The 24,083-nt window shown below is 65.9% G+C and carries 23 protein-coding genes and 1 tRNA gene; 12 read left to right on the plus strand and 12 right to left on the minus strand.

Annotated elements, in window-relative coordinates; all coding sequences use genetic code 11:
- The first annotated feature begins 387 nt into the window (after positions 1-387).
- Genes proS through EJC49_RS18040 form a run of 3 tightly spaced genes read left to right on the plus strand, consistent with a single transcriptional unit; the run spans position 388 to position 3,679 of the window.
- Positions 388-1,713 (plus strand): proline--tRNA ligase, encoded by a 1,326-nt coding sequence (proS, locus tag EJC49_RS18030; RefSeq protein ID WP_126701330.1) that lies wholly within the window; start codon positions 388-390, stop codon positions 1,711-1,713.
- Positions 1,713-2,996 carry a lipoprotein-releasing ABC transporter permease subunit gene (locus EJC49_RS18035; RefSeq protein ID WP_126701331.1) on the plus strand — a complete coding sequence of 428 codons (1,284 nt, stop codon included), beginning with the start codon at positions 1,713-1,715 and terminating at the stop codon, positions 2,994-2,996. The genes proS and EJC49_RS18035 overlap by 1 nt, the downstream gene beginning before the upstream one ends.
- A complete protein-coding gene (locus EJC49_RS18040; protein ID WP_126701332.1) occupies positions 2,996-3,679 on the plus strand; it encodes an ABC transporter ATP-binding protein in 684 nt (227 codons plus the stop codon). Before EJC49_RS18035 ends, EJC49_RS18040 begins: the two co-directional genes overlap by 1 nt.
- A 573-nt stretch (positions 3,680-4,252) precedes the next feature.
- On the opposite strand, the gene ggt is transcribed toward EJC49_RS18040, so the two are convergent.
- Both ggt and lipB read right to left on the minus strand, forming a co-directional pair.
- A complete protein-coding gene (ggt, locus tag EJC49_RS18045) occupies positions 4,253-6,013 on the minus strand; it encodes a gamma-glutamyltransferase (protein ID WP_126701351.1) in 1,761 nt (586 codons plus the stop codon).
- 59 nt (positions 6,014-6,072) lie between these two features.
- Positions 6,073-6,789: a lipoyl(octanoyl) transferase LipB gene (lipB, locus tag EJC49_RS18050; protein WP_126701333.1), complete on the minus strand. Its 717-nt coding sequence runs from the start codon at positions 6,787-6,789 to the stop codon at positions 6,073-6,075.
- A gap of 176 nt (positions 6,790-6,965) precedes the next feature.
- Here lipB and EJC49_RS18055 point away from each other — a divergent pair.
- From EJC49_RS18055 to mgtE, 4 genes are all read left to right on the plus strand, one after another.
- Positions 6,966-7,050, plus strand: a tRNA-Leu gene (locus EJC49_RS18055).
- Between the two features lie 115 nt (positions 7,051-7,165).
- Positions 7,166-7,354 (plus strand): hypothetical protein, encoded by a 189-nt coding sequence (locus EJC49_RS18060; protein WP_126701334.1) that lies wholly within the window; start codon positions 7,166-7,168, stop codon positions 7,352-7,354.
- Positions 7,355-7,465: 111 nt separating this feature from the next.
- Positions 7,466-8,245: a hypothetical protein gene (locus tag EJC49_RS18065; protein WP_126701335.1), complete on the plus strand. Its 780-nt coding sequence runs from the start codon at positions 7,466-7,468 to the stop codon at positions 8,243-8,245.
- A gap of 101 nt (positions 8,246-8,346) precedes the next feature.
- The gene (mgtE, locus tag EJC49_RS18070) at positions 8,347-9,753 is read left to right on the plus strand and encodes a magnesium transporter (protein ID WP_170314781.1); all 1,407 of its coding nucleotides are present in this window, start codon (positions 8,347-8,349) and stop codon (positions 9,751-9,753) included.
- A 27-nt stretch (positions 9,754-9,780) separates the two neighbouring features.
- On the opposite strand, the gene EJC49_RS18075 is transcribed toward mgtE, so the two are convergent.
- Entirely contained in the window at positions 9,781-10,203 is a 423-nt protein-coding gene (locus EJC49_RS18075) for a DUF6455 family protein (protein WP_126701337.1), read from the minus strand.
- A gap of 178 nt (positions 10,204-10,381) precedes the next feature.
- Here EJC49_RS18075 and metG point away from each other — a divergent pair, with 178 nt between their 5' ends.
- From metG to EJC49_RS18095, 4 genes are read left to right on the plus strand one after another with little or no spacing between them, the layout of a single operon-like run.
- On the plus strand, positions 10,382-11,935 hold the full coding sequence (gene metG, locus EJC49_RS18080) for a methionine--tRNA ligase (protein ID WP_126701338.1): 1,554 nt from the start codon (positions 10,382-10,384) through the stop codon (positions 11,933-11,935).
- Between the two features lie 4 nt (positions 11,936-11,939).
- On the plus strand, positions 11,940-12,734 hold the full coding sequence (locus EJC49_RS18085) for a TatD family hydrolase (protein ID WP_126701352.1): 795 nt from the start codon (positions 11,940-11,942) through the stop codon (positions 12,732-12,734).
- Positions 12,734-13,555, plus strand: coding sequence for an MBL fold metallo-hydrolase (locus EJC49_RS18090; RefSeq protein ID WP_126701339.1), 822 nt, complete (start codon positions 12,734-12,736; stop codon positions 13,553-13,555). Before EJC49_RS18085 ends, EJC49_RS18090 begins: the two co-directional genes overlap by 1 nt.
- Positions 13,556-13,579: 24 nt before the next feature.
- The gene (locus EJC49_RS18095; RefSeq protein WP_126701340.1) at positions 13,580-14,050 is read left to right on the plus strand and encodes a YbaK/EbsC family protein; all 471 of its coding nucleotides are present in this window, start codon (positions 13,580-13,582) and stop codon (positions 14,048-14,050) included.
- A 361-nt stretch (positions 14,051-14,411) separates the two neighbouring features.
- Here the strand turns inward: EJC49_RS18095 and EJC49_RS18100 are convergent, their stop codons facing one another.
- Entirely contained in the window at positions 14,412-16,973 is a 2,562-nt protein-coding gene (locus EJC49_RS18100; protein WP_126701341.1) for a pyrroloquinoline quinone-dependent dehydrogenase, read from the minus strand.
- Positions 16,974-17,262: 289 nt separating this feature from the next.
- Between EJC49_RS18100 and EJC49_RS18105 the strand changes: the two genes are divergently transcribed.
- Complete coding sequence (locus tag EJC49_RS18105) at positions 17,263-18,045, plus strand: Stf0 family sulfotransferase (RefSeq protein WP_245453460.1); 783 nt, start codon at positions 17,263-17,265, stop codon at positions 18,043-18,045.
- A gap of 45 nt (positions 18,046-18,090) precedes the next feature.
- Here EJC49_RS18105 and glpD read toward each other — a convergent pair whose 3' ends face one another.
- The 8 genes from glpD to EJC49_RS18145 form a co-directional block, all read right to left on the minus strand.
- Positions 18,091-19,617: a glycerol-3-phosphate dehydrogenase gene (gene glpD, locus EJC49_RS18110; protein ID WP_126701343.1), complete on the minus strand. Its 1,527-nt coding sequence runs from the start codon at positions 19,615-19,617 to the stop codon at positions 18,091-18,093.
- A 375-nt stretch (positions 19,618-19,992) separates the two neighbouring features.
- On the minus strand, positions 19,993-21,183 hold the full coding sequence (locus EJC49_RS18115; protein WP_126701344.1) for an NADH-quinone oxidoreductase subunit D: 1,191 nt from the start codon (positions 21,181-21,183) through the stop codon (positions 19,993-19,995).
- A 79-nt stretch (positions 21,184-21,262) separates the two neighbouring features.
- Positions 21,263-21,445, minus strand: a complete 183-nt coding sequence (locus EJC49_RS18120; RefSeq protein WP_126701345.1) for a hypothetical protein — start codon at positions 21,443-21,445, stop codon at positions 21,263-21,265.
- Between the two features lie 9 nt (positions 21,446-21,454).
- Complete coding sequence (locus EJC49_RS18125) at positions 21,455-22,060, minus strand: NADH-quinone oxidoreductase subunit C (protein ID WP_126701346.1); 606 nt, start codon at positions 22,058-22,060, stop codon at positions 21,455-21,457.
- Complete coding sequence (locus EJC49_RS18130) at positions 22,057-22,290, minus strand: restriction endonuclease subunit S domain-containing protein (protein WP_245453461.1); 234 nt, start codon at positions 22,288-22,290, stop codon at positions 22,057-22,059. The genes EJC49_RS18125 and EJC49_RS18130 overlap by 4 nt, the downstream gene beginning before the upstream one ends.
- A gap of 22 nt (positions 22,291-22,312) precedes the next feature.
- A complete protein-coding gene (locus EJC49_RS18135; RefSeq protein WP_126701348.1) occupies positions 22,313-22,894 on the minus strand; it encodes a NuoB/complex I 20 kDa subunit family protein in 582 nt (193 codons plus the stop codon).
- Entirely contained in the window at positions 22,885-23,250 is a 366-nt protein-coding gene (locus EJC49_RS18140; protein ID WP_126701349.1) for an NADH-quinone oxidoreductase subunit A, read from the minus strand. The genes EJC49_RS18135 and EJC49_RS18140 overlap by 10 nt, the downstream gene beginning before the upstream one ends.
- A gap of 144 nt (positions 23,251-23,394) precedes the next feature.
- Positions 23,395-24,083 (minus strand): NAD-dependent epimerase/dehydratase family protein (locus EJC49_RS18145; RefSeq protein WP_148106312.1); only part of this gene is annotated, 689 nt, incomplete at its 5' end.

A 24,083-nucleotide genomic window follows, 5' to 3' on the forward strand; every position in this document is an offset into this window, starting at 1 on the left:
CTTGCAATATTTAACGCGTCCGATCTGTTTCCGGTTTCCGGCGGCAGCGTATAATCGCGCCTAGATCGCATCCTCCCAAGACTTTGACCGCGTGAGGAAAACGGATTGTGTCTCCGTCTTCTCGTTTATGACGAGACATTACCGCAAGCTTCACACGTCTGTCACGATGTTTTTCGTCAGCGTGGGCGCAAATATGTGCTGCGCTGCACAAAAAAACAGCAAGGTTTCCTTATAATTATAGCGCGAAACCTTCTTCGCCGGACCCGCCGGGACGGGATCCGCGTCGGGTTTCCATCCGGCCACGAAATGGCTATGAAGCGCGTGCAGACACCCTGCCGAACGCCCGATTCTCAAGGGCACTGCCTTCAGATTTCGACGGATCCTTCCATGCGATTGTCGCGCTTTTTCCTGCCCATCCTGAAAGAGAACCCGCGCGAGGCGGAGATCGTCTCGCATCGACTTATGCTGCGGGCGGGCATGATCAAGCAACAGGCCGCGGGCAGCTTCTCCTGGCTGCCGCTCGGCAAGCGGGTGCTGGACAAGGTTTGCCGGATCATCCGCGAGGAACAGAACCGCGCCGGCGCGCTCGAGATCATGATGCCCACCATCCAGTCGGCCGAACTCTGGCGCGAGAGTGGCCGCTATGACGACTACGGCGACGAGATGCTGCGGCTGAAGGATCGCCAGAAGCGCGACATGCTCTACGGACCGACCAACGAGGAGATGGTGACCGACATCTTCCGCTCCTACGTCAAGTCCTACAAGGACCTGCCGCTGAACCTCTATCACATCCAGTGGAAGTTCCGGGACGAGATGCGCCCGCGCTTCGGCGTCATGCGCAGCAGAGAATTCCTCATGAAGGACGCCTATTCCTTCGATCTCGACTATGAGGGCGCGAAAGCCGCCTACAACCGCATGTTCGTCTCCTACCTGCGCACCTTCACGCGCATGGGCCTGCAGGCGATCCCGATGCGGGCGGACACCGGCCCGATCGGCGGCGATCTCTCCCACGAATTCATCATCCTGGCCGACACCGGCGAGAGCCAGGTCTACTGCCACCGCGACTATCTCGGCCTGCCGGTGCCCGGCGCCGACACCGATTTTGGCAACGACACGGAGATCGCCGGCATCGTCAGGGAGTGGACGACACCCTACGCCGCCACGGACGAGATGCACGACGAGGCAGCCTGGAGCGGCGTTTCGGCCGACGACCAGGTGTCGGCGCGCGGCATCGAGGTCGGCCACATCTTCCACTTCGGCGAGAAATACTCGAAACCCATGGGCGCCAGCGTGACCGGGCCGGATGGCAAGGAACATCACGTCTCGATGGGCTCCTACGGCATCGGGCCTTCGCGGCTGATCGCCGCCATCATCGAAGCCTTCCACGACGACGCAGGCATCATCTGGCCCGAGAGCGTGGCGCCGTTCGACATCGCGCTGATTAACATGAAGCCCGGCGACCAGGCCTGCGACGCGGTCTGCGAAGACCTCTACGCGCGGCTGACCAATGCCGGCAAGGACGTGCTCTATGACGACACCGACCAGCGCGCCGGCGGCAAGTTCGCCACCGCCGACCTGATCGGCTTGCCCTGGCAGGTCATCGTGGGCCCGCGCGGCGTTGCCGCTGGCGAGGTCGAGATCAAGAACCGCAAATCCGGCGAGCGCGAGACGCTGTCTGCAGCCGGCCTGCTGGCCCGTTTCGGCGGCCACTGATGAGCGGCACGGCGGCGACACCGGGCGGCGCTGGTCCCTTTTCCGCCTTCGAGCGCATGGTGGCGTGGCGCTACCTGCGCTCGCGGCGCAAGGAAGCCTTCATCTCCGTCATCGCGTCGATCTCCTTCATCGGCATCATGCTGGGCGTCGCCACGCTCATCATCGTCATGGCGGTCATGAACGGCTTTCGCGCCGAACTGCTCACCCGCATCCTGGGCATCAACGGACATCTGGTCGTCCAGCCGGTGGACACGCCGCTCGACGACTTCGCCGAGGTCGCGGCGCGTATCAACGGCATCCAGGGCGTGCGCTATGCCATTCCGCTCGTCGAAGGCCAGGTGCTGGCGACCGGCAACATCGGATCCGGCTCGGGCGCGCTCGTGCGCGGCATGCGCGAGGAAGACCTGCGCAAGGTCGATCTCGTCGCCGGAAACATCCGCCACGGCACGCTGGACGATTTTTCCAACGGGGAGGGGGTCGCCATCGGCCAGCGCATGGCCGAAAGCCTGGGACTCGTGGTCGGCGACGTGATCACGCTCACCTCTCCAGACGGCGACGTGACGCCGTTTGGCACGACAGCGCGGCAGAAGGGCTACCCGGTCACCGCCGTCTTCCAGGTCGGCATGTCGGAGTATGACGCCTCCATCATCTTCATGGCGATGTCGGAGGCCCAGCTCTACTTCAATTCGGAAGGTCGCGCGCAGACCATCGAGATCTTCGTCGACGACCCCGATCGGGTCGACGAGATCCGGCCGCTCGTGGAGGTTGCCGCGCAACGCCCGCTGTTCATGATCGACTGGCGGCAGCGAAACCACACCTTCTTCTCCGCGCTCGAGGTCGAGCGCAACGTCATGTTCATGATCCTGACGCTCATCGTCATCGTGGCGGCCCTGAACATCATCTCCGGCCTGTTCATGCTGGTGAAGGACAAGGGCCGCGACATCGCTATCCTGCGCACGATGGGGGCGACACGCGCCGCGATCCTGCGCATCTTCGTCATGACCGGGGCGGCCATCGGCGTGGTGGGAACCCTGGCCGGGGTCGTGCTGGGCGTCGTCGTCGGCCTCAACGTCGAGTCCATCCGCCGGTTCTTCTCCTGGCTGTCGGGAGAGATGCTGTTCAATCCCGAGCTCTATTTCCTCAGCCAGCTTCCAGCCAAGATCGACGTCAGCGAAACGATATCGGTCGTTCTCATGGCGCTGGCGCTCTCCTTCCTCGCCACGCTCTTTCCTGCCTGGCGGGCCGCCAGCCTCGATCCCGTCGAAGCGCTGAGGTACGAGTGATGTGGGGCGAACTGGCCCTCGAACTGATCGGGGTGGAACGACGCTATCAGCAGGGCGCGAAGGAACTGGTCATTCTCGACGGCGCGGACTTCACGCTGCAACGCGGCGAGACGGTCGCGCTCGTCGCGCCGTCGGGCGCCGGCAAGTCGACCCTGCTCCACACCGCCGGATTGCTTGAGCGGCCGGACGCGGGCGAAGTCCTACTCAGCGGCATTCCCTGCAGCCGCCTGTCGGATGACAAGCGCACCACGATCCGCCGCAACGAGGTCGGTTTCGTCTATCAGTTTCACCATCTGCTCCCAGAGTTCTCGGCGCTGGAAAACATCATGCTGCCGCAACTGGTCCGGGGACTGGGGCGCGCGGAAGCCGAGGAACGGGCGCGCCAACTCCTCGACTACATGAAGATCGGTCCGCGCGCCGAGCATCGCCCGGCCGAACTGTCGGGCGGCGAACAGCAGCGCGTCGCCATCGCGCGCGCCGTCGCCAACGCGCCGCTGGTGCTGCTCGCCGATGAGCCCACCGGCAATCTCGACCCCAACACGGCCTCCTACGTCTTCGACGCCATGGAGGCACTGGTGCGCCATTCGGGGCTTGCGGCCCTCATCGCCACCCACAACCACGACCTGGCCGCCCGCATGGACCGTCGCGTGACGCTCCGGGCCGGCAAGATCGTCGAGATGTAGGCCCGCGTCAGCGCGGCACGATCCCCGCACGTCCGGCCGAATCAACCGCCACAACACCCTGCGGTGTGCCCTGTCAGGCGATGCGTATCGCCTGAGAGGGCGCCATCCGTCCCATCGGCATGCGTAGCCGGGAGGGGACGGCCACACTCGATCCCGGGAGCTGTGCACAGGCCGCCGGCGCGCAACCTTTCGTTTACCCTCCTGTCAGCAGACGTCAGCGTCGGACTCGTAGCGGAACGAATCCGCTTGCGACAAGAACATAACGCGAACATAATGAGATCATAGACAGAAACGGGAGAGATTCATGTCCGCACTGCTTCAAGACGTCGCTTCGCTCGTCGCCGTCAGCCTGTTCATCGTCTCGATGGCGATGTGGATCGGCGCCTACTGATCCGCGCGCTGATCGCGCCAGCAGCAATCCATCCATTTTCATTTCCCGGTCCGCCATGCCGCCGCGTCGCGGCCCGGGAAGCAGGGCAGGCATGCGGGCGAACAGGTCCCCGCGCCTTGCCCCCGGCGTTCCTCCGGTTCCCCTCCGGAGCACTGTCACAGCCCCGGGCCTGCCCTGCATCATCAATCGCCCACCGCCACCCCCTCGCGGCGCGGGTCGGCGCCGCCTTCGAGAGTGCCATCGTCGAGGAAGGCGACGCCGTGCAGGCCCGAGTTCATGGCGGTTGCGCGGACGTCATAGCCGAGCGCGGTGAGATCGTCGGCGAGCGCTTCCGCCGTCGTGCCGGCCTCCACCTCGTAGCGGCCGAATCGGTTGGCGAAATGCGGCAGCGAGATCGCCTCCTGCATGTCCATGCGCCAGTCGATCAGCGCCATCAGCGTTTGCGCGACATAGGGAATGATCGTGCTGCCGCCGGGCGAGCCCAGCGCGAAGGCCGGCTTGCCGTTCTTCATCACGATCGTCGGCGCCATCGACGAGCGCGGCCGCTTGCCCGGCTCCACCCGGTTGGCCACCGCCTCGCCATTCTCCTCGGGCGCAAACGAGAAGTCCGTCAGCTGGTTGTTGAGCAGGAAGCCGGCCGCCATCAGCCGAGCGCCGAAGGCGTTTTCCACCGAACTCGTCATCGAGGCAACGTTGCCGTCCGCGTCGACGATGACGAAATGCGTGGTCGCGGGCACGTCGGGGCCGAAGCCGTCGATGCGCAGCTCCGCCTTGTCCCAGGGCGGTTCGCCCGGACCGGCGAGCTCCGCCGGCAGCGCCGTTTCGCGTTTCAGGAGTTCGGCGCGTGCAGCGAGATAGTCCGAATCGAGCAACCCTTTCGGAATGTCGACGAAGTCGGCGTCGGCGATATAGCGGCCGCGGTCGGCGAAGGCCAGGCGCGTCGCGTCGCCGAAGAGACGCCAGCCTTGCGGATCGGACGGTCCGAGCGTTCCAAGGTCGAAGCCCGACAGCAGGCCGAGGGTCTGGCCGACGGCCAGGCCGCCGGAGGAGGGCGGTCCCATCCCGCAGACGTCATACTCCCGATAGGGCATGCAAACCGGCTCACGGTCCTTGGCCTCGTAGGCGGCCAGATCCGCAAGCGAGAGCCGGCCGGGATTGGTCGGGTGGCCGCTGACGGCATCGACGATGGCCTGCGCGATCGGTCCCTGGTAGAAGGCGTCGGCACCGGACCGGCCGATCAGCCGCAGCGTGTCGGCATAGTCGGGATTGGCGAGCCGCGCACCCGCTTCCAGAGGTTCGCCGGACGCGTCGAAAAAATAGGCCCTGGTACTCGGCTGGCCGCCAAGGCGCTCGGCGTCCTCGGCGATCAGCGTGGCGAGCCGCGGCGAGACGGCAAAGCCTGCCTCGGCCAGCGTCGCCGCCGGCTCGAACAGCGCCGCCCATGGCAGCTTTCCATGCGAGCCATGGATCGTCTCCATCAGCCGCATGACGCCCGGCGTCCCCACCGAACGCCCTCCGACCACGGCCTCGAAAAAGCCGAGCGGCTTGCCGTCCGCGCCGAGAAAAAGGTCGGGCGTTGCGGCCAGCGGCGCGGTTTCGCGCCCGTCGATGGTCGTGATCGTTCCGGTCGCTCCGTCATGCCAGACGAGAAAGGCGCCGCCGCCGATCCCGGAGGATTGCGGTTCGACGAGCCCGAGCACGGTCTGCACGACCACCAGCGCATCGGCCGCGCTGCCGCCCTCGCGCAGCACCTGGAGCCCCGCTTCGGCGGCGAGCGGGTTGGCGGCCACCACCATCTGGCTGCGGGCGCGCACGGCGGTCTTCGCCTCGACCCCCGTCGGCGCTTCTGGCGCCACCGTATCGGCCGCCTGCTGCGCAAAGGCGGGGGTGGATGTCCCCGCCCAGAGCGCGACGAGTGCCGCGCCGAGAAGATGTGTCCGCATGGACATGGCAGCCTCCTTGATCCGAGGCCGATGCGGACGCGTGTCCGGCCGGCCAGTCCTCAGTCGGTCGCGGCGGCTCCGAACACTTCTTCGAAGGCCTGCTTCAGCGCCACGTCCAGATCGGCCATGGTAACCGGCAATCCGAGATCGACAAGGCTGGTCACGCCATGGCCGACGATACCGCACGGCACGATGCCGCCGAAATGCGACAGGTCGGGCTCGACATTGATGGCGATGCCGTGAAAGCTGACCCAGCGCCGCAGCCGGATGCCGATCGCCGCGATCTTGTCCTCGGCCGGGACGCCGGGTGCGAGCGACGGACGGTCGGGCCGCACCACCCAAACACCGACCCTGTCCTCGCGCCGCTCGCCCTTGACGTTGAAGCGGCCGAGCGTGCGGATGATCCACTCCTCCAGCGCGCCCACGAACACGCGCACGTCCTCGCGCCGCCGCTTCAGGTCGAGCATGACGTAGGCCACGCGCTGTCCCGGCCCGTGATAGGTGTATTCGCCGCCGCGGCCAGCGTCGAAGACCGGGAACCGGTCGGGCTGCAGCAGGTCGGAGGGCCGCGCGCTCGTGCCGGCGGTGTAGAGCGGCGGATGCTCGACCAGCCACACCATCTCGCCCGCCGTCCCATCGCGGATGGCGGCGGCACGCGCTTCCATGAAGGCCAGCGCATGCGAATAGTCTACGGGCCGGTCCTCGATGCGCCACTCCACCGGGGCGCTGCCCGGAGCGGGGTGAAAATCGAGGCCGAGCTGGTTGCGCTGGAGCATCGTCGAAAAATCCTTCCGGGCCAGATATGGCGGCAAAGCCCGGGGCCGTCCACCCAGGCGATCGGACCAATCGTCATGCCATTGTCGAAACGGCGATTTATTCGTTTCGGCGCTCTTGTTTCCCGACAGGTGATTTGCTAAACGCCGCGAGCCGGTCAGGACCGGCCCTACCACGTGCGGTCGTGGCGGAATTGGTAGACGCGCAGCGTTGAGGTCGCTGTGGGGCAACCCGTGGAAGTTCGAGTCTTCTCGACCGCACCAAAACAACCCGCTTCGGCGGGTTTTTTCATGGCATCCGGTCATCGATGGGCACCGTCGCCTCGCCGCACGGAACGCCTCTGGCTCGGGCTCGTTCTGCCTTCGAATGGAGGCTGCCATGACCAACGACCACAACCCCGACGACAAGAAGAGAAAGCTCCCGTCCGACGGCGTCGAGCGCAAGGCGCTGCGCCTCGCCGAAACCACCGATGTATCGGTGGGGCAGGCGCGGGAAATGATCCTCGAGCACGGCAAGGACAATCCCAGGGTCGAGCAGGAAGCGAAGAACTTCAAGGCCGAGGGCTGACGGCGCAGGGCAGGGGATATCTGACCACGTTCGACCGCAAGTCCTCATTGCCGCTTGCCTGACTTGCGCCAAACCGCGAAGCTTTCTGGCGGGACAGGAGGGGACGCGACGATGGCGGGGAGAATCAGGTTCTGGTCCGGGGCATTCGGGGCCAGCGTGCTCGCAGTCGTCCTGTCAGGCTGCACCACGCTGCCCGATTTCGCCGAGCGCGATTTCATCAAGATGGAATCGCTCTTCTATTCGGTCGAGCAGGAACTCTGCGAATCGCTCGCCCTGATCAAGGGCGAGCCGGGCGTCGCGGCGAAACTCCGGGAAGCCGGCGTCTCGATCGACCGGCAGTACGCGAAGGTCACCGCCGGCCTCGAACTCATGAAGGTTCTGGATGCGGGCGGCAACGCCACCTTCGTCATTCCCGTCAACAACGGCAATGCCGGGCTGGGTCTTGGCGCCACCAGCCGCAGGGTCAATTCGGTCCGCACCACGGTCTCCGTCTATTACCCCTTCACCGAGCTCGAATGCACCGGCCAGATCGCCAATCCCCCGGAGCGCATCGCCGGCGGACTCGGCCTCAAGGAGTGGATCCTCAACACCACGGTGGCGCTGATCAACGTGCGCGAGACGCCGGCTGCCTATTCCTACGAGGTCAGTTTCGACGTCACTCGAGACGCGCGCGCGCGGCCGACGATTTCGCTGGCGACCTCGGGCTTCACCCTGATCGGTGGCGATCTGTCGCTCGGCGGCGCCCGCAAGCTCACCCATTGGCTCAGCGTCACCGTGCGCGATGTCGCGCTCGATGATGCGCCAGCCAGCCGCGGCGGCATCCCGACCGGGGTACGCGACGCGCTGGACCGGGAGGAGGGGCTGGCGATCCTGCGCCGCGTCAAGGAATGAAAGCGACACGAGCTTGCGATAGGCTTTGAGTTCGCCTCGCCGGCAGGCTAGACGGGTCGCTCAACCCTTTGCTCGCTGCCCTGGAGGTCGCCTTGGCCGAACTGGACGAAAACGTCGCCGAAGGCGCCGAGCCGCACATCGATGCCCCCGACATCTACAACGAGGATGGCGTCATAAAGCCGTCCTACGTCGCCCATATCGGCGCCGCCATCGCCGATCGCGACATCCTCACCCTCAAGCAGGACGTCGCCACCCTGCACCAGTCCGAGCTCGGCGATCTGCTCGAGGCGCTGATTCCCGACCAGCGCCGCGCGCTGGTGGAACTGCTCGGCGCCGACTTCGACTTCACCGCGCTCACCGAGGTGGACGAGGCGATCCGCATGCAGATCGTCGACGCCATGCCGAACGCGCAGATCGCGCAGGGCGTCCAGGAGCTGGATTCGGACGACGCGGTCTACATTCTCGAAGATCTCGACGAGGACGACCAGAACGAGATTCTGGCGCAGCTGCCCTTCACCGAGCGCATCAGGCTGCGTCGATCGCTCGACTATCCCGAAGAATCGGCCGGTCGGCGCATGCAGACCGAGTTCGTCGCCGTGCCGCCGTTCTGGACGGTCGGGCAGACCATCGACTACATGCGCGAGGACCAGAACCTCCCCGAGCACTTCTTCCAGATCTTCGTCATCGACCCGACCTTCAAGCTGCTCGGCGCGGTCGATCTCGACAAGATCCTGCGCACCCAGCGATCGGTAAAGATCGAGGACGTGATGCACGAGACGCGCCACGCCATCCCGGCCACGATGGACCAGGAGGAGGCCGCGCGCGAGTTCCAGCAGTACGATCTTCTGTCCGCGGCCGTCGTCGACGAGAACGAGCGACTGGTCGGCGTGCTCACCATCGACGACGTGGTCGACGTCATCCAGCAGGAGGCCGAGGAAGATTTGATGCGCATGGGCGGCGTCGGCGACGAGGAACTGTCCGACAGCGTGCTCTCGACCTCGCGCTCGCGCGTGCCATGGCTGCTCGTCAACCTCGTGACGGCCTTCCTCGCGGCCTCGGTCATCAGCCTTTTCGACGCGACGATCGAGAAGGTCGTGGCGCTCGCCGTGCTGATGCCGATCGTCGCCGGCATGGGCGGCAATGCCGGCTCGCAGACGATGACGGTCACCGTGCGCGCGCTCGCCACGCGCGATCTCGACATCTACAATGCTTGGCGCATCATCCGCCGCGAGATGCTGGTCGGCTTCATCAACGGCATCATCCTCGGGTTCCTGATCGGCCTCGTCGCCGGTGCCTGGTTCTCGCCGTCTATCGGCGTCATCATCGGGATCGCCATGGTCATCAACATGTTCGTGGCCGCGCTGGGCGGAATTCTCATCCCGCTGACGCTCGACCGCTTCAAGATCGATCCCGCCGTCGCGTCGGCCGTCTTCGTGACGACGGTCACCGATGTCGTCGGCTTCTTCGCCTTCCTGGGGCTTGCCACTCTCTGGTTCAACTTCGGCTGAGCCAGCGACTCGGGGCGGCGGCGTGCTTCAGTTCGAAACGACGCCGAAGGTCTCGAACGTATCGGCGTTGGGACAGAACCCGGGCGCGTTCTCCCGCGCCGTGCCGGCTTCCAGTTCTTCTTCGCAACGCCCCTTCGACTGGCAGCGCGAGCACAGCAAGGCGATGTCGCGCAGCATGCCCGGCGCCTGGCGGTCGACATCGCCCGCGTCGATCCCGTAGGCGGCCATCATCCGCCGCATCAGGCGGTTGGCGCCGACTCCATGCGAGATGACGTCCCGCAGGTCGCGAACCGACAGGCCGGCTTCGGCCGCGATCTCGGCGGCCAGCGCGGGATCCATCCCATCGATCTCGCGCAGCGAGACGACGGCATCGCGATGGTTGCGCCAGCGCCTGGCGATGCTTTCCAGCAGATGACGTACGCCGGTGGTGACGGCTGCTTGTGCGGGCATGGCGATCCTCCTTTTGGACGGATGCTAGACCACGCGGTCAACCGCGCCTTGATCAGGATCAACCGGCCCGCTGGAGCTTCGGCGCCGATCCGGGGCGGGGATGGCGTTCGCCGACACGATGCGCTATCTGCACCGCTTGATCACCACCACTTTCCCGCATTCCCGGAACCCGCTCATCATGGCCACGGACACGTTCTACATCACGACCGCGATCTCCTATCCCAACGGCAAGCCCCATATCGGCCACGCCTACGAGATGATCGCGACGGATGCGATTGCGCGCTTCCAGCGTTGCGACGGCAAGGACGTCTATTTTCTCACCGGCACCGACGAGCATGGGATCAAGATGCTGCAGACGGCGCGCAAGGAGGGCATGACCCCGCGCGAGCTCGCAGACCGTAATTCGTCTGAATTCAAGAAGATGGCGGCTTCTCTCAACATATCGAATGATGATTTCATTCGCACGACCGAAGAGCGCCACTATCGCTCCAGCCAGGCGATCTGGTCGGCGATGGCGGCCAATGGCGACATCTACAAGGACAGCTATGCCGGCTGGTACTCCGTGCGCGACGAAGCCTATTACGGCGAGGAGGAGACCGAGCTCCGCGACGACGGCGTCCGCTATGGGCCGCAGGACACGCCCGTCGAATGGGTCGAGGAGGAGAGCTACTTCTTCCGCCTGTCCGCCTATGGCGACAGGCTTCTGAAGCTCTACGACGAGCAGCCCGACTTCATCGCCCCGCCCGAGCGCCGCAACGAAGTCGTCAGCTTCGTCAAACAGGGCCTGAAGGACCTGTCGGTTTCACGCACCACCTTCGACTGGGGCGTGCCGGTGCCCGGCGACGAGAAGCACGTCATGTATGTCTGGGTCGACGCCCTGACCAACTACATCACCGGTGTCGGCTATCCCGATGCCGACGCGCCGCTGTGGCATCGCTGGCCGGCCGACATCCACGTCATCGGCAAGGACATCGTGCGCTTTCACGCCATCTACTGGCCGGCCTTCCTGATGTCGGCCGGCGTCGAGCTGCCGAAGCGGGTCTTCGGCCACGGCTTCGTCTTCAATCGGGGTGAGAAGATGTCGAAGTCGGTCGGCAACGTCATCGACCCCTTCGCGCTCGCAGAGCATTACGGGCTCGACCAGCTGCGCTATTTCCTGCTGCGCGACATTCCCTTCGGCCAGGACGGCAACTACAGCCACGAGGGCATCGTCACCCGCACCAACGCCGACCTCGCCAACGGCATCGGCAATCTGGCACAGCGTTCGCTGTCGATGATCGCCAAGAACTGCGGCGGCGTCGTTCCGCAGAAGGGCACGCTCGCCGCGGAGGACGAAGCTATTCTCACCGTCGCGACCGAAGCGCTCGACGTCGCGCGCAAGGCGATGGCCGGGCAGGCGATCCACCAGGCACTGGCGGCCGTCATCAACGTGGTGGCCGAGGCCGACCGCTACTTCGCCGGCCAGGCGCCGTGGGGGCTCAAGAAGACCGACCCCGATCGCATGGAGACGGTGCTTTGGACAACCGCCGAGGTGGTGCGCCGCATCGCTCTGATGCTCCAGCCCTATGTGCCGGACTCCGCGTCCAAGCTTCTCGACCTGCTGGCGGTTCCAGCCGACGTGCGGCTCTTTGCCCATGCCGGAGACGCCGACTCGCTAGTGCCCGGTACGCCGCTTCCGGCGCCCTCGGGCGTCTTCCCGCGCTATGTCGAGCAGGACTCGGCGGGTGACTGAGAGCATGCTCGTCGACAGCCACTGCCATCTCGACTTCCCGGATTTCGCACAGGAGCGCGACGCCGTGATCGCGCGCGCCGCCGCCGCGGGTGTCGGCATGATGGTGACGATCTCGACGCGTGTCCGGCGCTTCGACGAAATCCGCGCCATCGCCGAGGCCCATGACCATGTCTGGTGCTCCGTCGGCACGCATCCGCACAATGCCGGCGAAGAGATGGAGGTCACCACCGAAGATCTCGTGCGGCTTTCCGCACACCCCAAGGTCGTGGCGATCGGGGAGGCCGGGCTCGACTATTTCTACGACAAGGCGCCGCGCGACGCGCAGGCACAAGGCCTGCGCCGTCACATCGCCGCCGCCCGCCAGACGGGGCTGCCGCTGGTCATCCATTCGCGCGACGCCGACGACGACATGGCGGCGATCCTGAAGGAGGAAACAGGGAAGGGGGCCTTCCCCTTCGTCCTGCACTGCTTTTCGTCCGGCGCGCCACTGGCCGAGGCCGGCGTGAAACTCGGCGGCTACGTGTCCTTCTCCGGCATCCTGACCTTCAGGAAGTCGACAGAACTGCGCGACATCGCGGCGCGGGTTCCGCATGAGCGCCTGCTGGTCGAGACCGACGCGCCCTATCTGGCGCCGATGCCGCATCGCGGCCAGCGCAACGAACCGGCCTATGTCGCCCACACTGCAGGCGTTCTCGCCGAAACGCTCGGCCTCACCGCCGAGGCGATCGCGCGCCAGACGACCGCCAATTTCCTGCGTCTCTTTTCGAAGGTGACGCCGCCCGCCGGGTACGCCGCCTGATGCCGGGCGACGTCGTCCGCCTGACCATCCTTGGCTGCGGATCGTCGCCGGGCGTACCGCGCATCACGGGCGACTGGGGCAATTGCGATCCGTCGAACCCGAAGAACGTTCGCACCCGCGCATCGGCGCTGATCGAGCGCATCGCCGCGGATGGCAGACGGACGGTCGTCGTGGTCGACACCGGACCGGACTTCCGTGTCCAGATGCTCCGCTCCGGCACGCGACGCCTGGACGCCGCCGTCTTCACCCACCCGCATGCCGACCACATGCACGGGATCGACGACCTGCGCGGTTATGCTCTGGAGCAGCGACGCCTGATGGACGTCTATGCCGACACCACCACGCTGAAGCGCCTGAACGATGCCTTCGGCTATTGCTTCCGCACGCCGCCGGGCAGTTCCTATCCGCCAATCCTCAACGCGCGCGCCATCGACCACGACACGCCGTTCACGATCGACGGGGAGGGCGGTCCCCTCACCCTTGAGCCTTTGCCGCTGATCCATGGCGACATTCTCTCGCTCGGATACCGCATCGGCGACATCGCCTACTGCCCCGACGTGTCGGATTTCCCAACCCAGACCATTGCCCGCCTTGCCGGCGTCGACACGCTCGTCATCGACGCCTTGCAGCACAAGCCGCACCCGTCGCACCTGTCACTGGCGCAGGCGCTGGCCTGGATCGAACGCCTTGCGCCGCGCCGCGCCGTCTTGACCCACATGCACATTCCGCTGGACTACGAGACGACGAAGCGCGACACGCCGGACCATGTTGAGCCCGGCTTTGATGGTATGATGATCGAGCATCCCGCGAGAACAAATTGATTTCGCTCTATTTTAGGTGATCGTATGAGCAAGAGCATCGAACGGGTTCGCCAGGCTGCAGATGCCGCCGGTCTCGCCATCGAAATCCGGCGCATGGGCGAATCGACCCGCACCGCCGAAGAAGCCGCCACGCAGTGCGGCGTGTCGGTCGGCCAGATCGTCAAGTCGCTGATCTTCAAGGGCGAAGCCACCGGCAAGCTCTACCTGTTCCTGGTTTCCGGCGACAAGCGGCTCGATGGCGCCAAGGCCGCTGCGCTCACCGGCGAAGCGCTCGGCCGCGCCGATCCGCGCGAGATCCGCGATAGAACCGGCTTCGCCATCGGCGGCGTTTCACCACTCGGTCACCTCGAACCCATCAAGGCCTGGGGCGACCGGACGCTAGCCGCCTACGACATCGTCTGGGCCGCGGCCGGCGCGCACGACGCGGTATTTTCCGCTGAGCCGAATGCGCTGCTCGCCGCCGCTGGCGCGACGATCGCCGATGTCGCGGTGTAGGCGTCGCGGCGCCGTCCATCGGTCCACGTCCGACAGATCGCGTGGCATCTACACGGGCTCGTCGTCGAGGCTCGCATACGTCGACAGGGCGACGAAGAGTACCATTCGGCAGAGGCGCTGCAGACGCGCTGCCGGCCATCATCATTGCCTGACATATCTGCGTTAGTTCCATAATCTATCTTATGCGGCATTGACATCACGGCGTCGCGTCGCTCTTCGATCCGGTCTCCACCGGCCAGGCGCCCGATCCCGCTCCTCCCTGCCGGGACCTTTGCCCACAGACCGAACGCGGCGACGAGCCGGCCGCCCCCGCCGCGTCATCCAAGGCCTCCTTCCGAACGACGCGCAACGCCCGAAGGCGTCACGGCATCTCTTCATCCGGTTCCGTCCCGTCCGGATCCGCTGCAGCCCCGTTGGGAACGCCCGACAGATCCTCGTCCGTGGGCGGCAGCGCATACACCACGAGGTAGTCGCCCTCCGTGGTCTCGAACCGGGCGTGGCCGGTCGCCGTCATCGCGACATACTGGCGGCCTTCGTGCTCGTAGGTCATCGGCCCGGCCTGCGAGCCCGCCGGTAGCCTGGCCTCCCAGACGAGCCGGCCGGTCGCCGTCTCGAAAGCGCGAAGATAGTTGTCCTGCGCCGCGCCGATGAAGGTCAGCCCGCCAGCCGTCACCAGCGGTCCGCCGAGATTCGGCGTGCCCATCGCGATCTTGATTCGCGTCGGGATGCCGAGCGGGCCGGTGTCGTAACCGGTGCCGAAAGGCTTCGACCAGACGAGTTCGCCCGTGTCGACATTCGTGGCGTTGAGGTAGCCCCAGGGCGGTGCGAGGCACGGCACGTCGAGAATGGACAGCCACATCGGCCGCGTCACGCCGAACGGCGTGGAGGATTGTGGCGCGATTTCCTGATCAGGGCGGGTACCACCGGAACCGGCCGCCCGGTCCTCGACGTCCGCGCGCGGATGCATATCGACGATGTTGGGCAAGCGCGAGTGATTGGAGATGATGAGCCGCTGCGCGGGATCGAAGCCGAGGCCGCCCCAGTTCATGCCGCCGACCGTGCCGGGCAGCAGCACCATGCCCTTTTGCTCCAGCGTCGGAGGCGTGAACATACCCTCATATCGGCGCTGCAGGAATTCGATGCGGCACAGCGCGGCGTCGATCGGCGTCAGGCCCCACAGATGGCGCTCGTCGATCCGCTCCGGTTCTTGTCCCGGAACGCCACCAAGGTTTGGATAGAACACGGATTGCGGCTGCGTAGGCTCCAGTCGCTCGCCCGGAAGTTCGCCTCCTTGCGGCACTGGACGGTATTCGACCGGCCGGAGCGGTTCGCCAGTGGCGGCGTCGAGCACGAACAGGTCGCCGGCCTTCGTCCCCTGCAGAACCGCCCGCCGCACCGTACCATCGATTTCGAGATCGAGGACCATCGGCTGGGCGCCGAGGTCATAATCCCAAAGGTCGTGGACGACCGTGGTGAAGACCCAGCGTGTCTCGCCCGTCACAAGGTCGACCGCCACCACGGCGGCCGTGAAGCGGTCCTCCTCCTCCGTCCGGTTGCCACCCCAGTGGTCGCCACCGCCGTTTCCCGTGCCCAGGAAGGCCAGTCCCAGTTCCTCGTCGGCCGAGATGACGTTCCAGACGTTTGGCGTCCCGCGCGGATAGATGTCGTTTTCGTCCAGCGGCGCCTGCGGGTCGGGGCGCAGCGCGTCCCAGGCCCAGCGAAGTTCGCCCGTTTCGGCGTCGTAGGCGCGAACGACACCGGACGGCGCGTCGCGACGCTGGTTGTCGCTCACCTGCTGGCCGACGATGACGAGGCCGCCGGCAACCGTCGCCCCGGAGGTGTTCGAGGCGAAGCCCGGCTCGCGCAAGCCCATGCCGAGCGTGAGGTCGACCACGCCTTCCGCCCCGAAGCCGCGGCAAAGATGGCCGCCGATGGCGTCGAGCGCAATCAGACGGCCATCGGCCGTGGCGACGAAGATGCGGCGCGCGCAGGCACTGCCGCCGCGCGGCACGGCCGGCATGATGCCCGGCACTTCCGGAATCACGTCCATGGTGACATCTGCGCCACTGTCGAAATAGCCGACGGCGCGGCAGGCGACGCTGAACAACTGCTCCAGCGCCGGCTCCGGCACATCCGGATCGTAACGCCATCTGACGTAGCCCGTGGCCGGGTCGAGCGCGTAGACCTGCGCGCTGCTGGTGCAGGTGTACAGGCTGCCGCCGACCTTGATCGGGGTGTTCTGCGACGAGTAGAAAATCCGCCCCGGTGCTGGCGTGAGGTCGCCGCTCCTGAACGTCCAGGCGACGTCGAGCTCGTCGATGTTGCCGGCGTTGATCCCCGAAAGCGTCGAATAGCGGCGCCCGTGCGTGGTGCCGCCAAAATGGGTCCAGTCCGCGCTGGCTTCCCGGGGACCGACTGCGACAGGTGCCGCCGGCGCGGCGGCCACGCTTGCGGGCGCTTCGCTCCTCTCCCAGTGAATTGCCACCACCGCAGCAACCGCCACGAGCACGACTGCCACCCCGCCCAACGATGCAAGGCTGGCGCCGCTGCGCACCGACGTGCGCCAGAACAGGTATGACATGCCGGCGGCGACGACCAGACCGGCCACGAGGCCGACGCGGGCCGCGAGGTCGAAGCCCCATGTCGGCATCCACCCCTTCCCGGCAATCTCGATCAGGGCCCAGGCCAGCGTCACGACGAGAGCCAAAGCCATGGCGCCGAGCGCCAGCTTGTGCCGTCCGAGGAAGGCGAGGACACCGCCCACCAAAAGCAGAAGGCCGGTCGCGAGGTAGTAGACCGTGCCGCCAAGCATGAGGAGCCATCCGCCAAGACCCGCCGTCGCCGCCCCCAGAAGAAGGATGAGGGCCGCCAGAACGAGATAGAGCCAGCGCCAGACGATGTGGCCTTCGGTCGAATGTCGCATGGTTGGAGCTCCCCTCCCGGCCCCCAGAGCCGGGTTGTACGATCATGCAGTCGCGCGGCGTCGCGACACGCGTTATTCGCCAAACCAGCGGGAGTTGAAATGGTTCCCGCCGGCTCCGGTTGCGCCGGGCCGTCGCGCGCGTCCCCACCGGTGCGCAGTTCGGGCACTGTTGCCCAGCTGCAACTTTCGGGTGATTCTTCGTCCCGCCCTGAACTTTGCGCTCGGACGTAGCGGTCCTGACGTCCTAAGGGGACGGCAGCGCCCTCGCCCATCACCATCGGAACCCGCCGTGCCCACCTTGGACAATCTGTACGAAGCCTATGTCCTCTGCACCGCACCGCGCAGCGGCAGCACCCTTCTGTGCAAGCTTCTGGCCGCTACCGGCATCGCCGGCCGGCCGGGATCGCATTTCCACGAACCGTCGCTTGCGGAGTGGCTGGAGGATTACGACCTGCCGGACGTTCCGGGCCGATCGGAGCGCGACACGGTCGCGGCGGTTTTCGCTGCCGCAATCGACAAGGGCCGCGGCGGCACGCCGATTTTCGGCTTGCGCCTTCAGCGGCACAGCTTCGCCTTCTTTTCCGAAAAACTCGCTTTGCTCCATCGCGAGCCGGCGGGCGACGTCGCGCGCATGCGGGCTGCTTTCGGCCGCACGCTGTTCATTTATCTGACTCGTGCCGACAAGGTCGACCAGGCCGTTTCGCTGGTCCGCGCCGAACAGACCGGCCTCTGGCACCGAGCGGCTGACGGCTCCGAACTGGAGCGCACCGCGCCGCCGCGCGAGCCCGCCTATCACGGCGAGGCCATCAGCGCGGCCTACGAGCGGTTGCTGGGCTACGAGCGCGAATGGGCCGCGTGGTTCGACCGTGAGGGTCTGGCGCCGCTCCGGCTCACCTATGCCGACCTGTCGGCCGATCCGGCGGGGACGCTGGCCAGAGTGCTTAAAGCACTGGGGCTCCCGCCCGAAACCGCCGACGGGATCACGCCAGGCGTGGCCAAGCTTGCCGATGAAACGAACCGGGCGTGGGTCGCCCGGTTCCGCGCCGAACGGGGGCTTTCCCCCAACGAATAAGCGGCACCGTGCGGACGCGCCCGGGCGGGCGAAAATCCCTCGCCGCTATTCCGCAGCAGCCGTTTCCGGATGTCCGGTCGCGCCGTGCATGAAATCCTCGAGAGCGGCGGCCTCTGCTTCTGTCAGGCGCAGGCCCCGCTTGGTGCGCCGCCACAGGACGTCGTCTGCCGAAAGCGCCCACTCCCTTTCGATCAGGTAGCGCACCTCCGCCTCGTAGAGATCCGCGCCGAAGTGCCGGCCGAGATCGGCCGTGGAACGCGCCCCGCCGAGCAAGACAGCCGCCTTCGTGCCGTAGAGCCGGACGAGCCTCTGCGCATGGGCGGGGTCGAGGAAGCCGTAGGCTGCTTTCAGGCGCTCCACCTCCGTGTCGAAGCCGTTGGGCGGGAAATCGCCGCCCGACAGGGTTGTGCCGGCCGTCCAGGGTTTCCCCTTGCGCCCGAGGAAGCCCTCGATCTTCTCGATCATCGCTTCCGCCAACCGCCGGTAGGTGGTGATCTTGCCGCCGAAAATGTTGAGAAGCGGCGCCTGGCCGCCCTCGCCTTCCGCCGTCAGCACGTAGTCGCGTGTGGCCTCCTGGGCTTTCGACGCGCCATCGTCGAACAGCGGCCGTACCCCGGAATAGGTCCAGACGATGTCCTCGCGCCGCACCGGCTCGGCGAAGTATTCGCTCGCCGCCTCGCACAGATAGGCGACCTCCGAATCGGTGATCGCCACCTCGCCCGGTTCTCCGACATAATCCTGGTCGGTGGTCCCAATGAGGGTGAAATCCTGCTCGTAGGGGATCGCGAAGATGATGCGGCCGTCGCGATTCTGGAAGAAATAGGCGCGCGGGTCGTCGAACTTGCGCTTCACGACGATGTGGCTGCCCTGCACGAGACGGACATTGTGGATGTCGTTCTTGCCCAGCGTCGAGCCGAGCACCTTGTCGACCCAAGGCCCGGCAGCATTTACGAGCAGCCGCGCCTTCACCGTATCGGAGGTTCGGCCGCGCATGTCCTCGACGACAACCGTCCAGATCCCGTTCTCCCGCCGCGCCGACGTCACGCGGCTGCGGGTCCGGATCGTCGCGCCGCGATCGGCCGCGTCACGCGCGTTCATCACCACCAGGCGGGCATCGTTCACCCAGCAATCCGAATATTCGAAGGCGCGCGAAAACAGCGGCTTCAGCGGCTTGCCCGCCGGATCGGTGCGCATGTCCAGCGTCCGTGTTGGCGGCAGCAGCTTGCGGCCGCCGATATGGTCGTAGAGAAACAGCCCCAGCCGCAACAGCCAGGCGGGCCGCAGGCCCTTGTGGTGCGGCAGCACGAAGCGCATCGGCCAGATGATGTGCGGCGCCATGCGCCATAGCACCTCGCGTTCCATCAGGGCCTCGCGCACCAGCCGGAACTCGTAGTGCTCCAGATAGCGCAAGCCGCCATGGATCAGCTTCGTCGACCAGGACGACGTTCCGCTGGCCAGATCGTTCATTTCGGCCAGATAGACCGAATAGCCTCGGCCCGCCGCATCGCGCGCCACGCCGCAGCCATTGATCCCGCCGCCGATGATCAGGATGTCGTAGATAGCGCCGTCCAAGCGTCTCTCCCGGGCATTCGTCTTGAGCTTTTAGAATTTTCGTTCGCCCTTGTTTGAAGCGTAAAGCGAACTTTAGATGAATGTCAAACGAAAACAGGAAGAAGAGTCGAAGTTGACCGAGCGTCAAGTGGGCACCGGAGGGGCGCTCATTTGGGGCAACCGGAACGGAGAGAACGGAAAAAGAACGGCGCGGGCGCGCCTGCCTGAAGACGCGCCTGAAAGGACGGTCGAGCCCGAGTTCATACGCCGATTGCGAGCGTCCTAACGAGAGCCTGCCGACCGACCGGCAAGGCCCGGACGCGGCGCCGCAGGGCACGAGAAGAGGCGTACGCCGACCCCCGAAGATCTCCCTGCCACCGGGCCGGAAGTGGTCGACTAGCGGTCGACCTCGCCGAACACGATGTCGAGCGAGCCCAGAACGGCCGAGACATCGGCGAGCATGTGGCCGCGGCACATGAAATCCATCGCCTGCAGATGCGCGAAGCCCGGAGCCCGCAGCTTGCAGCGATAGGGCTTGTTGGTGCCGTCGGACACGAGATAGACGCCGAACTCGCCCTTCGGCGCCTCGACGGCCGCATAGACTTCGCCCTCGGGCACGCGATAGCCTTCGGTATAGAGCTTGAAGTGATGGATCAGCGCTTCCATCGAGCGCTTCATGGCGGCGCGCTTGGGCGGCACCACCTTGCCATCGGTGTTCGACACCGGGCCGGTCCTTTCCGTCGACAGCAGCCGGTTGACGCACTGCCGCATGATCTCCGCCGACTGGCGCATCTCCTCCATGCGGATCAGGTAGCGATCGTAGCAGTCGCCGTTCTTGCCGATCGGGATCTGGAAATCCATTTCCGAATAGCACTCATAGGGCTGCGACTTGCGCAGGTCCCACCGCGCGCCGGAACCGCGCACCATCACCCCCGAAAAGCCCCAGGCCCAGGCGTCTTCGAGGCTGACGACGCCGATGTCGACGTTGCGCTGCTTGAAGATGCGGTTCTCGGTCAGGAGCTCGTCGAGATCGGTCACCGTCTGCAGGAACGGATCGATCCACTTGCCGATGTCCTCGACAAGCTTCTCGGGAATGTCCTGGTGCACGCCGCCGGGCCGGAAATAGGCCGCGTGCATGCGTGCGCCCGACGCCCGCTCGTAGAACACCATCAGTTTTTCGCGCTCCTCGAAGCCCCACAGCGGCGGCGTCAGCGCGCCGATGTCCAGGGCCTGCGTGGTCACGTTGAGCAGGTGCGACAGGATGCGACCGATCTCGGAATAGAGCACGCGGATCACCTGCCCGCGCTTCGGCACCTCGATGCCGAGCAGCCGTTCGGTGGCGAGCGCGAAGGCATGCTCCTGGTTCATCGGCGCGACATAGTCCAGCCGGTCGAAATAAGGCACGGCCTGGAGGTAGGTCTTCTGCTCGATCAGCTTTTCGGTGCCGCGGTGCAAAAGCCCGATATGCGGGTCCACGCGGCTCACCACTTCACCGTCGAGTTCCAGCACCAGCCGCAGAACGCCATGCGCCGCCGGGTGCTGAGGACCGAAATTGATGTTGAAGTTGCGTACGTTGTGCTCGGTCATTGTCCTGCTTCCCGAACCAGTCCCGACGCATCGGCGTCGAAAGAGAAATTCCACGCCTGCGCGTCCGTCGCCCACGTCATCATTGCGACAAGAGTGCTCCGCCGCCGAACAGCCAGAAGCCCAGCGCGGCGATGATCAGCGCCACCAGCACCTTGCCTGTCGCGTCGCTGGCGAAGGGCCGTCCCGAAAGTTTCGACACGCCGAACCAGATCGCAGCGATGGCCAGGATGGCCACCAGCGCGAAGAAGACGAGTCGCACCACGGGCCGCCCTCACCCCTGCCTGGCCTTCTCGTCTCCCGGCAGCACGTAGTCGGTGCCTTCCCACGGGCTGAGAAAGTCGAAGTTGCGGAACTCCTGCTTCAGTTCCACCGGTTCGTAGACGACGCGTTTCACCTCGTCGTCGTAGCGAACTTCGACGAAGCCCGTCACCGGAAAGTCCTTGCGGAGCGGATGCCCCTCGAAGCCGTAGTCGGTGAGGATGCGGCGCAGTTCCGGGTGGCCCGTGAACAGGATGCCGTAAAGGTCATAGGCCTCGCGCTCGAACCAGTCGGCGCCCGGAAACACCGACGTCGCCGACGGCACAGGCGTGTCCTCGTCCGTCGTCACCTTGACCCGGATGCGCTGGTTCTGTCGCGGCGACAAGAGATGGTAGACCACGTCGAACCGCTTCTCGCGCGTCGGGTAGTCGGCACCGCAGATGTCGATGAACGAGATGAACTGGCACTGCACGTCGCGCTTCAGGAACGACAGCACATCGACGATGTCGGACGCAGCCACGTTCAAAGTCAGTTCGCCATGCGCGACCACGGCCGTCTCGATCTTGCCGTCGAGACGCTCTTCGATATAGCCGGCCAGATCTCTCAGCGCTTCGCTCATTTTTGCTCTTCCAGTTCCCGGAGCCTCTGTTCGATGGCTTCGATACGTTCCTCGAATTCACCGGCGAGGAGCTTGCTCTTCAGGCTATCGCCGGCGAGTGCCTGGCGAAACGAGACCCGCACTTCCTTGAGCTTCTGAATCCGCTGCTCGATCCGCTCCAGTCGACCATCGACGCCGTCGAACCGACCACCGATCTCCGCCCGCATTTCCTTCAGCAAGGGAATGATCATGTGGGCCGGTTCCGCCATCGCCCTACCTCTCGATCGTGCCCGTACGACGGATCTTCTTCTGCAGGAGCAGAATGCCGTAGAGCAGCGCCTCGGCGGTCGGAGGGCAGCCCGGCACGTAGATGTCGACCGGCACCACACGGTCGCATCCGCGCACCACCGAGTAGGAATAGTGGTAGTAGCCACCGCCGTTGGCACACGATCCCATCGAGATGACGTAGCGCGGCTCGGGCATCTGATCGTAGACCTTGCGCAGCGCCGGCGCCATCTTGTTGGTCAGCGTGCCGGCCACGATCATCACGTCCGACTGGCGCGGCGATGCACGCGGCGCGATGCCGAAGCGCTCGGCGTCGTAGCGCGGCATGGAGATGTGCATCATCTCGACCGCGCAGCAGGCCAGGCCGAAGGTCATCCACATCAGCGAGCCGGTGCGCGCCCAGGTGATCAGCGCCTCCGACGAGGTGACGAGAAAGCCCTTGTCGGCCAGTTCCGAATTGATCTCGCCGTAGAACCGGTCGTCAGAGCCGATCGGCTTGCCGGTGTTCGGATCGATGATCCCCCGCGGCTTCGGCGCCACCAGGGTCTGCGAACTCTCGTTCAATCCCATTCCAGCGCTCCCTTCTTCCACTCATAGATAAAGCCGATCGTCAGGACGCCAAGGAAAACCATCATCGACCAGAAGCCGAGCATGCCGATTTCCCCGAACGAAACCGCCCAGGGGAACAGGAACGCCACTTCGAGATCGAAGATGATGAACAGGATCGAGACCAGGTAGAAGCGGATGTCGAACTTCATGCGCGCATCGTCGAAGGCGTTGAAGCCGCACTCGTATGCCGACAGCTTCTCGGGGTCGGGATTCTTGTAGGCGACCAGGAACGGTGCGGCCAGAAGCGCGACGCCGACGAACAGCGCCACCCCGATGAAGATCATGATGGGTAGATACGAAACGAGAAGTTCGTCCATGCCTGAGCCTTCCGCGGCATGCCGTCCAGTTCGACCGACCGTATCGCCCCGGACCCTGGCCGACGCGATGGGACGGGAAAGGTGCGCGGCCTGCCCGTGTTGCAACGCGGCGAGGGTTAGCGCAGGCCACCGGTCGACGCAAGACTAAGCTTGGCGATTGCCACCGCTGCCGCGCCGTTCAGGGCCGTCACGCAGGAAGCGGTCCGGTTCGACCGGGCCGCGCCCCCAGGCTCCCCCGCCGAGCGCCAGTGCCGCGAGGTCGTCGATCGTCGCCGAAACGGTCTCGTATCCCAGCGATCGCAGCAAGGTGTTGTCCGCCACGATTCGTTGCCTGGCCGATGCTTCCGTCCCGCGATCCTCTCGAAGCCCGAGGTCGCGTCCCGACAGGCGGATGGCCGCGGCCACGAGGTCGCGAAGCGGCGTGCCCAGTCCCGAGCCGAGGTTGATCCACGGCGGCAGGTGTGGGCGCGTCAGCGCCAGCGACGTCATCAGCGCGGCAGCCTCACCCACGGGCAGATAGTCCCGCTCGCCGTCCAGACCGCCGGTTTCAACCGAAGTCCCGCCGGGCTCGCGCAACTGCCTGACGACCGACCCCAGCAGGCTGTGAGGCGGCATGGCGGGTCCGATTGCGGCAAACAGGCGCAGCCCCGCCACGTCGCCGCCGGCAAGCGCACATTCGGCAATCTCGTCCATCAGACGTGCCTTGGCGCGGCCGTAGGCCGACTGCGGCGCGCGGGGCGCGTCCTCGCGAAGCGCGGTGGGACCGGCGGCCGGCCCGTATTCGGCGGCACTGCCGACGGCGACGAACCGGCAGCCGTCGACCGCTCGCGCCG

Origin of the sequence: Aquibium carbonis, from assembly GCF_003970795.1 — a bacterium.
GTDB lineage: Bacteria > Pseudomonadota > Alphaproteobacteria > Rhizobiales > Rhizobiaceae > Aquibium > Aquibium carbonis.

Bases quoted from the DNA above. Each gene is read 5' to 3' on its own strand.
- proS (WP_126701330.1), top strand. From the start codon at position 388: ATGCGATTGTCGCGCTTTTTCCTGCCCATCCTGAAAGAGAACCCGCGC.
- EJC49_RS18035 (WP_126701331.1), top strand. From the start codon at position 1,713: ATGAGCGGCACGGCGGCGACACCGGGCGGCGCTGGTCCCTTTTCCGCC.
- EJC49_RS18040 (WP_126701332.1), top strand. From the start codon at position 2,996: ATGTGGGGCGAACTGGCCCTCGAACTGATCGGGGTGGAACGACGCTAT.
- ggt (WP_126701351.1), bottom strand. From the start codon at position 6,013: ATGCGGACACATCTTCTCGGCGCGGCACTCGTCGCGCTCTGGGCGGGG.
- lipB (WP_126701333.1), bottom strand. From the start codon at position 6,789: ATGCTCCAGCGCAACCAGCTCGGCCTCGATTTTCACCCCGCTCCGGGC.
- EJC49_RS18060 (WP_126701334.1), top strand. From the start codon at position 7,166: ATGACCAACGACCACAACCCCGACGACAAGAAGAGAAAGCTCCCGTCC.
- EJC49_RS18065 (WP_126701335.1), top strand. From the start codon at position 7,466: ATGGCGGGGAGAATCAGGTTCTGGTCCGGGGCATTCGGGGCCAGCGTG.
- EJC49_RS18075 (WP_126701337.1), bottom strand. From the start codon at position 10,203: ATGCCCGCACAAGCAGCCGTCACCACCGGCGTACGTCATCTGCTGGAA.
- metG (WP_126701338.1), top strand. From the start codon at position 10,382: ATGGCCACGGACACGTTCTACATCACGACCGCGATCTCCTATCCCAAC.
- EJC49_RS18085 (WP_126701352.1), top strand. From the start codon at position 11,940: ATGCTCGTCGACAGCCACTGCCATCTCGACTTCCCGGATTTCGCACAG.
- EJC49_RS18090 (WP_126701339.1), top strand. From the start codon at position 12,734: ATGCCGGGCGACGTCGTCCGCCTGACCATCCTTGGCTGCGGATCGTCG.
- EJC49_RS18095 (WP_126701340.1), top strand. From the start codon at position 13,580: ATGAGCAAGAGCATCGAACGGGTTCGCCAGGCTGCAGATGCCGCCGGT.
- EJC49_RS18100 (WP_126701341.1), bottom strand. From the start codon at position 16,973: ATGCGACATTCGACCGAAGGCCACATCGTCTGGCGCTGGCTCTATCTC.
- EJC49_RS18115 (WP_126701344.1), bottom strand. From the start codon at position 21,183: ATGACCGAGCACAACGTACGCAACTTCAACATCAATTTCGGTCCTCAG.
- EJC49_RS18125 (WP_126701346.1), bottom strand. From the start codon at position 22,060: ATGAGCGAAGCGCTGAGAGATCTGGCCGGCTATATCGAAGAGCGTCTC.
- EJC49_RS18130 (WP_245453461.1), bottom strand. From the start codon at position 22,290: ATGATCATTCCCTTGCTGAAGGAAATGCGGGCGGAGATCGGTGGTCGG.
- EJC49_RS18135 (WP_126701348.1), bottom strand. From the start codon at position 22,894: ATGGGATTGAACGAGAGTTCGCAGACCCTGGTGGCGCCGAAGCCGCGG.
- EJC49_RS18140 (WP_126701349.1), bottom strand. From the start codon at position 23,250: ATGGACGAACTTCTCGTTTCGTATCTACCCATCATGATCTTCATCGGG.